This window comes from Streptomyces sp. MK7 (genome assembly GCF_032658145.1).
Classification (GTDB): domain Bacteria; phylum Actinomycetota; class Actinomycetes; order Streptomycetales; family Streptomycetaceae; genus Streptomyces; species Streptomyces spiralis.
On record NZ_JAVACL010000015.1, the window covers coordinates 18,054 to 31,443 of the forward strand.

The window sequence follows — 13,390 nt, forward strand, 5'->3', positions numbered from 1 at the left end:
GTGCACCGGCGGACAAGGCACCCTCGCCGGCGGCCCCTAGTGTGCTGTTCGAGCCCGCGACCCGCATCAGCCGGTCACCACGACCGGCATCCACAGGGAGTTGTGCCTTGCCCCGTTCCGACAGCCCGACCGTCGTGCTGGTCCACGGCGCCTTCGCCGACGCGTCCAGCTTCGCCCGCGTCATCCCCGAACTGATCGCCCGTGGCCTGGACGTCGTGGCCCCGGCGGTGCCCAACCGCAGTCTGCTCGGCGACTCCGCCTACATCGCCTCGATCGTCCGCGGGATACCCGGACCGGTCGTCCTGGTCGGGCACTCCTACGGCGGCGCCGTCATCACCCTCGCCGGTGCGGAGGACAACGTCACGGCGCTGGTCTACCTGGCCGGCTACGCCCTGGAGGAGGGCGAGAGCCTGGGCGAGCTGCAGGGCGGCTTCCCGGATTCCGACCTCGCCACCGCGCTCGTCTACACACCGTTCCCGACCGAGGGCTCCACCACTCCCGGCACCGATGTGTCGGTCGAGATCGACAAGTTCCCGTCCGTCTTCGCCGCCGATGTCGATCCCGACCTCGCGGCCGTCCTCGCCGTCTCCCAGCGTCCCCTGGCCGCACAGGCCTTCGCGGAGAAGGCGCCGAAGGCGGCGTGGAAGACCAAGCCCTCCTGGGGTCTGGTCGCCACGGCCGACCACACCATCAACCCCGAGGTGGAGCGTTACGGCTACCGGCGTGCCGGCATGACCACTGTCGAGGTCGACTCCTCGCACCTGGTGATGCTCGCCCACCCGGAGCGCGTCATCGAGTTGATCGAGGACGCCGTCCGGGCCACCGCCCACTGAGCCGATTCCGATCCCGGGAGCCGGCTCCCGCCCTTCCCGCAGGCCACCATCGCGCCACGCAAGAACCCGACGCGCCCCCGAAAGGCTCACGATGACACATCCCGCCGCCGCTCCGACCGTCCAGCGCGTGGACGCCAGGCACCGGTACGAAATCCTGGTCGACGGCAGGACCGCAGGCCACACCGCGTACCGCGACCACGATGACCAGCGCGTCTTCTACCACACCGAGATCGACGACGCCTTCGCCGGTCAGGGCCTGGCTTCGACCCTCGTCCAGCAGGCCCTGGCCGACGTACGTGCCGCCGGGAGACGCATCGTGCCGGTCTGCCCTTACGTGGCGAAGTTCCTCAGGAAGCACGACGAGTTCGCCGACATGGCCGACCCCGTGACCCCCGAAGTCCTGCGATGGCTGCAGACCGAACCGGCGCACTGACCCGAGGCACCGGTACGCACCCGTCAAGCTCGCTCATCTCTGATGGAGATGACTGACATCCCGAACCATCGCCACAGACGGGGAAGCACCCAGAGCGGACCGACGCTTACGCCTGCGTGACGGCATCGAAGGAGCTGCCGGCCACCCACGGCACTACCGCCCGCGCCGGTCTCCCGGCCCGCCCCGCCAAGAAGGTGCACATGTCCGCATCATCCGAACCCAGGACCTCGCGTCGGCCCGCGACCGCGACGGCCCCGCACGGCGTGCCGGGGTGGCTGGTCGCGCTCCTGGCCGTCGCCTCCGGCATGACGGTCGCCAACCTCTACTACGCCCAGCCCCTGCTGTCCTCGCTGAGCGGCGTCTTCCACACCAGCACGGCCACCGCCGGCACACTGATCACGCTGACCCAGGTCGGCTACGTGATCGGCATGCTCTTCCTGGTCCCGCTCGGCGACCGGCTGGAGAAGCGCACCCTGGTCACCGTCCTGCTGGCGGTCACGACCCTCGCCCTCGTGGCGGCGGGACTCGCCACCAGCTTCCCCATGCTGCTGATCGCCTCGCTGGTCAGCGGAGCCACCTCGGTCGTCGCCCAGATCCTGGTGCCGTTCGCCGCCAGCCTCGCTCCTGACCACGCCCGCGGCCGTATCGTCGGCCGGGTGATGAGCGGTCTGCTCACCGGCATCCTGCTCTCCCGGACGCTGAGCAGTCTGGTCTCGGACCTCGCCGGCTGGCGCGTCGTCTTCCTCGGCTCCGCCGCCCTGATGGCCCTGCTGGCCGTGGCCCTGCGCGCGGCCCTGCCGCAGCACGCGCCGACCACCACCATCCCGTACCACCATGTGCTGCGCTCCACCGTCCGGCTGGTGCGCACGCACCCCGCACTGTTGCGCCGTGGCCTCTACCAGGCGGCGATGTTCGGCGCCTTCAGTGCCTTCTGGACCACGGTCTCCTTCGTCCTGACCGGCCCCCGCTTCCACTACTCCCCCGTCGGGGTCGGCGTGTTCGCCCTCGTCGGCGCGGCCGGAGCGGCCATCGCCCCGTTCGCCGGGCATTGGGCCGACCGTGGGCTCGTGCGCCCCATGACCGGCATCGCCTTCGTGGCCGCCGCCCTGGCCTTCGCGCTCGCCGGGTTCGGCGGACACAGCGTCGTGCTGATCGCCCTGGCAGCGATCCTCGTCGACATGGCCGTGCAGACGACCCTGATCCTCGGCCAGCACACCGTCTACCAGCTCGACCCCGCCGCCCGCGCCCGCCTCAACAGCGCCTTCATCGCCATGTTCTTCGTGGGCGGCGCGGTCGGATCGCAGCTCGGATCCGTCGTCTACCACGCCGGAGGCTGGACCGGCCTCACCGCACTCGGTGCCGCCCTCCCCCTCGTCGCCCTCCTGTACTGGACCACCGAACGCCGGAGGGCGGCGGCAGGAGAGCCGAACACGGCAAGCCTGTGACCCCGGGTCCGCTCAGGTGGGTTCAGCTCGCGGTCAGCTTGTCCCTCAGCTGGCCGCGAGAGGTGATCCCGAGCTTCGGGAAGATGCGGTACAGGTGCGCGCCGATCGTGCGCGGTGACAGATACAGCTGCCGGCCTATCTCCTTGTTGGAGAGGCCTTTTGCCACGAGCTGGGCGATCTGCAGCTCCTGAGGTGTGAGCAGGTCCCAGTCGGTAGGGCTTTGACGCATGCTGCCCTCGCCCGCCGAGCGGAGTTCCTGGCGTGCCCGTTCGCACCATGGCTCCACGCCGAGGACCGCGAAGGACTCCCGGGCGATCCGGAGCGGAGTGCGGGCTTCCATCACGCGGCGACGCCGCCGGAGCCAGGCTCCGTGAGCGAGCATCAGCCGGGCGCGGGCAAAGGGTGTATGGGACATGTCCAGATCGAGTGCCGATCGGAAGTATTCTTCCGCATCCTCGTCGTCGGCGAGCAGCGCACGGGCGAATCCCAGGTTGATCCGGACCAGTTGGGCCTGGCTCGATCCGGCGGACACGTCGAGCTGGTGCAACGCGGCTCGTGCCACGGCTCGTTGGTCATCGCCCGTTGCGGCTTCGGCCAACTCCGCGATGCCGAGGGTCTGCAGGAACGGGTGGTAAGCCGGGTCGGCCGGATCGAACACCCGCCAGACACAGTGGAACGCCTCCGCGTGGTTGCCGGCGGCGAGGCCGATGAGGCCACGTGTGATCTGGATGAACGCGAGCGTGGCGGGGTTGGCCACGGACAGCCCTTGCCGCTCCGCCTCGCCGATGACGTCGAGCGCCGTGTCCAGATCTCCGTGCAATGCGGCGAGCTGCGCCTTCGCGATCCGCGCCCCGGTCAGCCAGCGCGGCTGGGCGCTCTCCTCGGCCAGCCGCATCGCCTCGGCCACGGCCGGTAGTCCGGTCTCCCGGTCGACGGTGTGCACCGTACTGAACGCGAGGGACACCAGAGTCCGGGCCAGCAGCCCCAGACGGCCCTGGCCCCGCAGGCCTGCCGTGGCCTGCCGGAGAAACCCGACGGCGCGGTCGTACGCGTTCACCATCGTGGCCGCAGTGCCCAGGGTGGCGGCGGCCAGAGTGTCGTAGCCGCCCCGGCGTTCGAGGCGCTCCAGGCGTTCGAGCACCGTGGCCGCCCGTTCCACCGGGGTGGCCGCGGCCAGTGTGTACACCAGGTCCGGGTGGAGTTCCGGAACGGGCAGCCGTTCGGCCGCAGCCACCACACGCTCCCGCAGTTCCCGCCCCGGATCCGACCACCAGCACCGGCGCGCGGCCGTGCGCAGCAGGCGCAGGGCCAGTTCGGGATCGCCGGCCTCGCAGGCCCGCTCCGCCGTGGTGATCAGCAGATGGAGCCGGGGCGTGCTCGTCGCGACATCCACTTCGAGCCCCTCGCGCAGCAGGAGCACCCGTGCCCGTTCCAGCACGCCGAGTTCCAGCCGCCCGGCCTGCTGCAACAGGCTCGACACACGGTCCGCCCGGCCGAGTTCGAGGCCCAGTTCCGCGGCGCCCAGGAGGCGTGCCGCTCTTCCGGAAGGAACTTCGCTCAGTGTGGCGGCGCGTTCCAACGCCGTCATGGCCACCGCGGCGGCGCCGCGCTTTCCCGCTCCGAGAGCCACCTGGTCCAGTTGCCGCGCCACCGCTTCGTCGGGACGGCCGATGGCCGCGGCCCGGTGCCATGCCTGCCGGTCGGGCTGTGTGTGAAAGACGTCGGCGAGGGCCCCGTGCGCGGCAAGACGGTCCGCGAGCGTCGCCGCGCCGAGGACGGCGGAGCGCACCAACGGGTGGGTGAAGCCGATGCGGAACTCGTCGGCGCACACCAGCCCCGCGGCTATGGCCGGCTCCAGGGAGCGTACGGACATCTCCGTGCCGGTGAGTACCGATGCGGCGGCGAGCACATCGATCAGCGCACCGTCGTCGGCGGCGGCGGTGACGAGCAGCGCATGGCGCGTGTCGGAGGGAAGATCGGCCAGCCGCGAGGCGAAGGAGCGCTCGAGTCTGGCGGTCAGCGGGAGCGCCGCCGATGCCACGGACTCGGCGGGTACCCCGTCCGCGCCGAGGGTGACCGGCAGCTCGATCAGCGCCAAGGGGTTGCCGGCGGACATCTCCACCACACGGCGGCGTACGCCCGGGTCGAGACCGGGATGACGAGCGTCCAGCAGAGCGTCGGCCGCGGTCGGCTCCAGAGGCTTCAGGTGCAGTTCATGGAGGCCGGGGGCGCCCAGCGGCGCCGTGCGGCCTTCGCGGTGGGCAAGGAGGAGGCCGAGGGGTTCGGCGCCCAAGCGGCGTGCGATGAATCCGAGAACGTCCAGGGTCGGTGTGTCGAGCCACTGGGCGTCGTCCACGACCAGGAGCACCGGGACTTCGGCGGCCGCCTCGCCGAGCAGGCTGAGTGTGGCCACGGCGATCATGAAGAACTGGGGCACGGAGGCGCCGGGGGACGGCTCCGCCATGCCGAAGGCGCCCAGCAGCGCATCGGCCTGGGTGGGGGGAAGGCTCGAGACGCGGTCCGTCATGGTGTGGGTCAGCTGGTGCAGCCCCGCGAACGGCAGGTGGGTCTCGGCCTGTACGCCCGATGCCCTGAGGACGGTGAATCCCGAGTTCCGGGCCCGGGTGGCGGCGTGGTCCAGGAGACAGGACTTGCCGATCCCGGGGGCTCCCTGGATCAGCAGCGCGCTGCCGCGCTCGGGCAGTCCGTCGACCAGTTCGTCGACGGTCTCCAGCTCCTCGTCCCGACCGAACAGTACGGTGCCCGACATCCGATGTTCCCCCGCGCCGGTGTTCTGACCTGGACAGCTGCAGTCTATGTGCGCGCAGAGACTACCTGTGTGCGCTGAGAGTCACATGCCCGTCCGCGCATCGCCCCGTCACAGTCGCTTCGCAGTCATCATGCCTACGCCGTACGTGATGCCGTGTTCCAGACTGGACACCGTGCCGGGCCGGCTGCTTGTGCGGTGGTGAGTTCCGGCACACGATCGGCTGAGGGGCACGCATGACACCGGTGATCGACACAACCGGATTCCCGGACGGCGGGAACGGCGTTCGCCGCTGGAGCCGGGCTGTCTCCAGGGCCACTGTGCCGGTGACTGTCGCCTCGCACGGGGCACCGCCTGCGGAAGGCCGGATGACGACCCAGCCGCCGGGGCACCTGCTCTTCGTCGCGACGGACGCGGATCCGCAGTGCTTCCCGCAACAGGGCGGAAGGACGGCCGAGCTCACCGCCGGAACGCTTGCGCCGTGGGACACGGAGCGCCCGCATGTGGCCGGCTTCCCGCGCGGGGTGAACATCAAGGCCTGCCTCGTCCCCCGCCGTGCTCTCGGCGTACGGGACGACGAGCCGGAACGGGTCACCGCCACCGTGACCGAGGGGGATGGTCCGGTGGCTGCCCTGGTCGGACCGCTTCCAGGTGACCGGGGCGGCAGCGGTGGAAGGACGGCCTCCGGCGTGGCCCGCCGTGGGGGCTTCAGCAGTCCGGCCCGCTTCGGCCGGCTCTTTCACTCCGCGTACGGCCCTGCGAGCCGGTGGCGCGACACTCGCGGCGGCGCTGGGTCGTCCGGCCCGTCAGCCGTGGTGGACGGACCTCTCCCGACTCCAGCGGAGAACGATCGAGTCACCTCGGGTGCTCCCTGTCGTCGCGAAAGGCGCGACCGGGTGTCCTCAGTGCCCAAGCGCTCGAATACGGGGGGCTTGACCTGCGGCGATGAGGCGACGCACGGTGGGCTCGTGGGGATTCGCGGCCCACGGGACTCCCCACACGCCCTCATGTGTCTCCCCACCGACGGAGGACTTGGACTCACCGTTGATCTGCCCTCCGATGATCCGCTGTCCGACGCGCTCGCCGAACCGCCCGGCGACGAGACCTTCCCGCACCGCCAGGCGACGCCGAAAGGCGGAGCCACCGGTCGGCGTGGGCCGAGCCCGGCTTCGGCGGGCCAGTGCGGACAGGAAGGGGCTTGAGTGTCGGGGTCGAACGGCTCACTGTCGCGTACCGGTCTACGAGGCCGAGAGGGCGAGCTCGAACAGCTTCGGACACTGACCGACTCGGTGGCCCGCACCGGAAGCGGCGCCTTGGCGCTGCTCCAGGGGGAACCCGGCATCGGCAAGACCACGCTGCTCACCGAGGCCGTGTCCCGGGCCAGGGCGGCGGGATTCTCGGTCGGCCTCGGCAAGGCCGACGAGTTGCACCACATCGTGCCGCTGTCGTCGTTGGCGGCCAGTGTCCTGCACGGCGACCAGCCACTGCTGTCCGGCGTCGCCTTCGCCGATCTCGCGCGGAACCAGGATCAGCGGATCTGGCTGGTGGAGCGCCTCGCGGAGGCGATCGAAGCCAGAGCCGCCCGTGTGCCCGTGCTGATCGCCCTGGACGACGTGCAGTGGGCCGACCCGCTGAGCCGGTTCGCCCTGAAGCAGCTTCCGGCACGCCTGCGCACCTCGCCGGTCCTGTGGATGCTGGCCGGGCGACCGGATCCCACGGGGCCCACGGAAGAGATCGTCACAGCCGCGGCCGGCACACTCCCGACGGTCACCGTGTCCCTGGCGCCGCTGTCCGGCGCGGCCATCAGCCAGCTGGCCGACGACATCCTGGGGGCAGCCGTCGACGAGCGGGTACGGAACCTGCTCGACGGGGCTGGAGGGAACCCGTTCCTCGCGGTCGAGATGCTCACGGGACTGGGTACCGCCGAGGCCTCGGGTGATCCGGTGCCCTCCACGCTGGTGGTGGGTGTGCGCGGCAGACTCAGTTCCCTGCAGCCCAGCACCCTGCGCCTGCTTCAGATGGGAGCGGTGCTGGGGCGCAGGTTCGGCTTCCATGACGCGGCCGCGCTGTACGGCCGACCGCCCGCCACGCTGATCCCCGCGCTGGAGGAGGCGATCCGCGCCGGGCTTCTGGACGACGACGGCGACGGTCTGGTCTTCCGGCATGATCTGCTGCGCCAGGCCGTCTACGTCGACATCCCGCCGTCGGCCCGGAAGGCTCTGCACCGCGAGGCCGCCGGCCATCTCGTCTCCGCGGGCCGCCCGCCGACCGACGCGGTGCCGCACATCCTCAGGGGCGCCCTGCCCGGAGACGAGGAGTGCGTGACGCTGCTGCGGCGAGCCGCTGAGGACGTGCTGCCGGTCACGCCCGGCCTGGCGGCCGACCTCATGACGCGTGCCCTGGAACTGGCGCCGTCCGCAGGGCCGCTGAGGTTCGAGGCGGGTGAGCAGGCGATCCTCTCCCTGACCCGGGCCGGCAGGAGCCGGGAGGCGCTGTCCATCGGCGACCGGCTGCTGGCCTCCCGACCGCCGCTGGAGGTGTTCAGCCGATTGCAGGCCGCCCTCGGCGGGACGCTGTGGAACCTGGATCGCGCCGAGGAACTGCGTCGCCGGACCGAATCCGCCCTCGGAATCGGGGGTGCGGCCCCGGAGATCGCGGCGAGGTTGGCCGCCCTGCGGGCGCTGGCTCTGTCCCGGGGGCGTGATCTTGTCGCGGCGCGTGAGGCCGGTGAGACCGCGCTGCGTGCCGCCACCGCGACCGGTGACCGGGAGGCGCACGTCCTGGCCCTGTCCGGGCTCGGCGAGATCGCACAGAACGCGGGTGACAACGCGGTCGCGCTGGAGCGCTTTGCCGCGCTCAGCGCCCTCGATTCCGCTTTCCTTCCCGAAGAGATCGTCGCGCACCTGCACGTGGACGACTTCGCGTCCGCTGAACGACTCCTCCTTCAGGCAGCGGACGACACCGGGTCGATGCGTCCGGCGATGATGCTGTGGGCGCAGGGCCAGTACGACCTGGGGCTCGGCCGGCTCGATGACGCCGACGCCGACTTCGCGACCATGGAGCGCCTGGAAGACGACGTACAGACACCCGTCCAGCGGGTGAACGGTCGCGTGATCCGCTCCCGGATCGCCCTGCTGCGCGGCGACCGGGAAGCGGCGCGGGAGCACCTGGTCGCGGCGCGGGAAGGACTGGTGGTCAAACCGAACCCGGGCAACACGGCCGCGGTGCGCTTCCTGGAGGCGGTCCACGCAGAGGCCGACGGGGACATCGGGCGTGCCGTCGACAAGATCCGGCAGGTGCAGCAGGAAGGTTTCTTCATGCGTTGGCGGCTGTTGCGCGACTGGGTCGACTCCGCGATACGCATGGCCCTGCGCGGCGACGAGCACGAGCTCGCCGAGGACCTGGCGGCACAGGCCGGGGCCCACGCCGCGCGCAATCCTGCCGTGCCGACCGCCACGGGCATCGCGGCACAGGCCCTCGGGCTCGTGAAAAACGATCTCGTCATGCTCGAACACTCCGTCGAGCTCCTCAAGGCAAGCCCTCGCCCGCTGGTCCGGGCCGCCGCCTGCGCCGATCTCGGACAGGCGCTCCTGGCGGCGGGCCGCGGACCCCAGGCGGTGGCCGCCCTGACCCAGGCCCATGGCACGTTCGCCGAGTCAGGCGCCCACGCGGCGGCGGCGCGCCTACAGCGGGATCTGGACGGTGCGGGGGCCGGCAGCCGCAGGGCCGCGACCGCACAGCGGCCCGTCCAGGGATGGGGGGCCCTCACCGCCTCGGAGAAGAAGGTCGCGCGCCTGATCGCCGAGGGCCACACCAACCGGTCGGCCGCCGACGTCCTCATCGTCTCCCCGCACACGGTCAACACTCACCTGACCTCGGTCTTCCGCAAGTTGTCGGTGAACTCCCGGGTTCAGCTCGCCAACCTGGTCATGACCCTGCCCGACACCTGAGCGGCCTGTGGGTGATTGGTACGTTCGCGCGATGCCCGCCGCACGTGAACCCACTTGGCTGGGAAACCGAACTCGATCGGAGGGCACCGCCATGCCACCTGTCCCCGCACCGCCCGCCATCGTGCTCGTGCACGGCGCGTTCACCGATGCCTCGTCCTGGGCGAGGGTCATCAGACTTCTTCACACCGCCGGACTGACCGTGCGCGCCCCGGCGAACCCGCTGCGCGGCCTGGCACAGGACGCCGCCTGCATCGGCAGCGTGGTGCGGGACATCGAGGCCCCCGTCGTGCTGGTCGGCCACGACTACGGCGGCGCGGTCATCACGCACGCCGCCGCCGACGCCGACAACGTCGTGGCGCTGTGCTACGTCGCCGGGTTCGGCCTCGACGCCGGCGAGAGCGTCCTGGACATCACGCGCCGCTTCGCCCCCGCGCCGGTGGCCGACGCGACCGTCACCGCCGCCCTCCCCACCCAGGTACCCGGCGGCCCGGACAGCGAGCTCTACATCCGCAGGGAACGGTTCCCGCACGTGTACGGCGCCGACCTGCCGTCACGCGTGAAAGATGCGATGTCCGTGGCGCAACGTCCGATCGCCCAGCGCGCGCTGACCTCCAGATCGGGCCCGCCCGCATGGGCCTCCAAGCCGTCCTGGTACGCCATCGCGACCGCCGACCGGATGCTCAACCCCACCGCTCAGCGCTTCATGGCACAGCGCATGGCGGCCACCGAATACGTGCTGGACGGTTCGCACGCCGTGGTGCTGTCGCAGCCCGCCGCCGTCGTGGCGATGATCCGGGAAGCCGCCGAGCGGGGCCGTGGCCGCGGCGACGGCGACGTGCTTCGACAGGACTTCTGAGCAGGTGAAGCCATATAACATGCGTTCGAACGCAAGATGCCGGTATGGACCACCTGGACGGCACCCCTGCGGTTCGCCCACCCTCGCGACACCCACTCCGCCCACAGACGTCACGTCACTCGGTAAAGGCACCAGCATGATCTCACCGGCCAGACCGCCGGCGCGGCGGATCGCCGCCCTCTTGACCGGAACCATCGCCCTGGTACTCGCCGCCACCGGGTGCGGCGGCGGAACCGTGGCCGAGTCCGCGCCGGGCAAGGTCACCTCCATCACCGCGCTCGACTACTACACCGACGAACCCGAACACTCCCAATGGAGCGAGATACTCGCCTCCTGCGGCAAGAGCGCCGGTGTGAGGGTCGAGCAGACAAGCGTTCCCGGGGCGTCGCTCGTCCCCAAGGTCCTTCAGCGGGCGTCGTCACGGACCCTTCCCGACCTGCTGATGCTGGACAACCCCGACCTCCAGCAGATCGCGCAGACCGGCGCGCTGACCCCGCTGGACCAGTACGGCATCGACTCCGGCGGCTACGCCAAGGGCATCCTGTCGGCGGGCACCTACAAGGGAAAGGTGTACGGTCTGGCGCCCTACGTCAGCACGGTCGCCCTCTTCTACAACAAGGACATGCTCGCCGAGGCCGGTGTCACCGTACCGAGGACCTGGGACGAGCTGAAGACGGCGGCGGCCAGGCTGACGCGTCCCGGACGCTACGGCATGGCGGTCGACGCGAACGCCACCTTCGAGGGCACCTGGCAGTTCCTGCCCTTCCTGTGGTCCAACGGCGGGGACGAGAAGCACCTGGACACCCCGCAGGCGGCGCAGGCACTCCAGCTGTGGGTCGACCTGGTGAAGAGCGGGTCCATGTCGAAATCGGTGCTGAACTGGACACAGGCCGATGTGCACGATCAGTTCGTCGCCGGCAGGACGGCCATGATGATCAACGGCCCCTGGCGGATTCCCGCCCTGAACAAGGACAAGAAGCTGCACTGGGGAGTGGTCCCCGTCCCCGTCCCCCGGACGGGACAGACGCCTGTCACACCGCTCGGCGGTGAGGTGTGGACGATCCCGCAGAGCGCTTCCAAGGCCCGGCAGGAGAAGGCCGCCCGGGTACTCGCCTGCCTGAACAACTCCTCGACCATGCTCACCCTGGCCGAACAGCACTTCACCGTGCCCTCCCGCCCCGCGGTGGCCGCACAGTACGCCGAGCAGGTCCCGTCGATGGCCGCCTTCGCCAAGACTGTGGAAGCGGCACGGGCCCGTACCGGCGAACTCGGCGTCAGGTGGCCCAAGGCGGCGACCGGCATATACACCGCGATCCAGTCCGCGATGACGGGCGAGCAGACACCGCACGAAGCCCTCAGGCATGCGCAGCGGATCGCGACCGGCAACTGACCCACGCCGGTGGGAGCGGCCGGCCCGGTGGATGTACCTCGTGCCGGCCGCGGCATACCTGCTGCTGTTCTTCGGCTATCCGATCGTCAAGAACGTCGTGATGAGCTTCCAGCGGTACACGACCACGACGTTCTACACGGGCGACGCGCCGTTCGTGGGACTGCAGAACTATGCGCAGATCCTGGACTCGGACCTGTTCGCCAAGTCTCTGCTGACGACGCTCCTGTTCACCGCCGGCTCGATATGCGGGCAGTTCGTCCTCGGTCTGGCCTTCGCCCTGTTCTTCCAGCGTCGCTTCCCGCTCGGCGGCGTTCTGCGCTCGCTCCTGCTGCTGCCGTGGCTGCTGCCGCTGGTCGCCTCCGGAGCGACATGGAGATGGATGCTCGACCCCGACACGGGTGTCGTCAACGCGGTGCTGCGCGCCCTCCACCTCTCGTCCTCCGGCATCCCCTGGCTCACCGGCACCTCACAGGCCCTGCTGTCGGTGATCCTGATCAACATCTGGATCGGGATCCCCTTCAACACCGCGATCCTCTACGGCGGTCTCCAGGACATCCCCTCGCACCTGTACGAGGCGGCGAAGCTGGACGGCGCCGGCCCGGTGACGTCGTTCCGCCATGTCACCTGGCCACTGCTGCGGCCCGTGGTGAGCGTCGTGCTGGTGCTGGGCGTGGTCTACACCCTCAAGGTGCTGGACATCATCCTCGTGGTGACAGGCGGAGGCCCGGCAGACGCCACGGAGACCCTCGCCACCCAGTCCTACGAACTGTCCTTCCGGCAGTTCGAGTTCGGGCGCGGCGCCGCGATGAGCAACGTACTCGTCGTCATCTCGCTCGCCTTCGCCCTCCTCTACCTGCGCGCCAGCCGTCGCGCCCGGAACGCCGGAGAGGCGATCAGTTGAAACGCGCACCGGGCCGTGGCCGGCCGTCCACCATCGTCGGGGTCGTCCTGCTCGCGCTGATGCTGTTTCCCGTCTACTGGATGGTGAACGCCTCCCTCCAGCCGACGGGAAACACGCTGCGGGGAGACTGGCTCCCCCTCCACCCGGACTTCAGCGGTTACGCCACCGCACTGCGCGATCAGGGACGCAACCTCGTCACCAGCCTCGTCGTAGCCCTCGGCAGCGTCGCTCTCAGCCTCGCGCTCGCCGCGCCGGCGGCCTACGCGCTGGCCCAGTTCCGCATCCGCGGCACCGACCTCGTGCTCCTCGGCATCCTGGTCACACAGATGGTGCCGGGCATCGTCGTGGCCAACGCGCTCTACAGCGCCTACAGCGACCTGGGACTCCTGAACTCCTACGTCGGGCTGATCCTCGCCGACTCCACCGCAGGGGTCCCCTTCGCGATCATCATCCTGCGTTCGTTCATGCGGAGCATCCCCAGGGAGATCATCGAGGCCGCGCGCGTGGACGGTGCCGGGAGGCTGCGCGTCTTCCGCTCCGTGGTGCTCCCGGTGAGCAGGAACGCGTTGATCACCGCCGCCGTCTTCACCTTCCTCTTCACCTGGAGCGACTTCCTCTTCGCCCTCACGCTGACCAGCACGGAGACCGTCCGGCCGATCACCCTGGGGATCTACCAGTACATGGGTGCCCACACCAACCAGTGGAACGCCGTCATGGCCACCACGGTCATGGCGTCCGTCCCCGCCGCCGTACTGCTCGTCGCCGCTCAGCGCTATGTCGCCGCCGGTGCCACCGGCGGAGCCGTCAAGTGAGGC

General features: G+C 70.5%; 9 protein-coding genes. 8 read left to right on the top strand and 1 reads right to left on the bottom strand.

Going from position 1 to position 13,390, the window contains the following annotated elements:
* Positions 1-107 precede the first annotated feature (107 nt).
* The 3 genes from R2S09_RS18305 to R2S09_RS18315 all read left to right on the top strand — a co-directional run bounded on the left by R2S09_RS18305 (position 108) and on the right by R2S09_RS18315 (position 2,711).
* Entirely contained in the window at positions 108-833 is a 726-nt protein-coding gene (locus R2S09_RS18305) for an alpha/beta hydrolase (RefSeq protein WP_316742077.1), read from the top strand.
* A 91-nt stretch (positions 834-924) separates the two neighbouring features.
* Positions 925-1,266 (top strand): GNAT family N-acetyltransferase, encoded by a 342-nt coding sequence (locus R2S09_RS18310; RefSeq protein ID WP_316742079.1) that lies wholly within the window; start codon positions 925-927, stop codon positions 1,264-1,266.
* A 263-nt stretch (positions 1,267-1,529) separates the two neighbouring features.
* Positions 1,530-2,711, top strand: coding sequence for an MFS transporter (locus R2S09_RS18315; RefSeq protein WP_399144142.1), 1,182 nt, complete (start codon positions 1,530-1,532; stop codon positions 2,709-2,711).
* 22 nt (positions 2,712-2,733) lie between these two features.
* Here R2S09_RS18315 and R2S09_RS18320 read toward each other — a convergent pair whose 3' ends face one another.
* Entirely contained in the window at positions 2,734-5,481 is a 2,748-nt protein-coding gene (locus R2S09_RS18320; RefSeq protein WP_316742083.1) for an AAA family ATPase, read from the bottom strand.
* A 1,199-nt stretch (positions 5,482-6,680) separates the two neighbouring features.
* Between R2S09_RS18320 and R2S09_RS18325 the strand changes: the two genes are divergently transcribed.
* From R2S09_RS18325 to R2S09_RS18345, 5 genes are all read left to right on the top strand, one after another.
* On the top strand, positions 6,681-9,428 hold the full coding sequence (locus tag R2S09_RS18325; RefSeq protein ID WP_316742085.1) for an AAA family ATPase: 2,748 nt from the start codon (positions 6,681-6,683) through the stop codon (positions 9,426-9,428).
* A gap of 91 nt (positions 9,429-9,519) precedes the next feature.
* Positions 9,520-10,284 (top strand): alpha/beta hydrolase, encoded by a 765-nt coding sequence (locus R2S09_RS18330; RefSeq protein WP_316742086.1) that lies wholly within the window; start codon positions 9,520-9,522, stop codon positions 10,282-10,284.
* A gap of 181 nt (positions 10,285-10,465) precedes the next feature.
* Positions 10,466-11,674 (top strand): sugar ABC transporter substrate-binding protein, encoded by a 1,209-nt coding sequence (locus R2S09_RS18335; protein ID WP_316742088.1) that lies wholly within the window; start codon positions 10,466-10,468, stop codon positions 11,672-11,674.
* A gap of 31 nt (positions 11,675-11,705) precedes the next feature.
* Entirely contained in the window at positions 11,706-12,575 is an 870-nt protein-coding gene (locus R2S09_RS18340) for a sugar ABC transporter permease (protein ID WP_316742089.1), read from the top strand.
* Positions 12,572-13,387, top strand: a complete 816-nt coding sequence (locus tag R2S09_RS18345) for a carbohydrate ABC transporter permease (protein ID WP_399144105.1) — start codon at positions 12,572-12,574, stop codon at positions 13,385-13,387. Before R2S09_RS18340 ends, R2S09_RS18345 begins: the two co-directional genes overlap by 4 nt.
* Positions 13,388-13,390 lie beyond the last annotated feature (3 nt).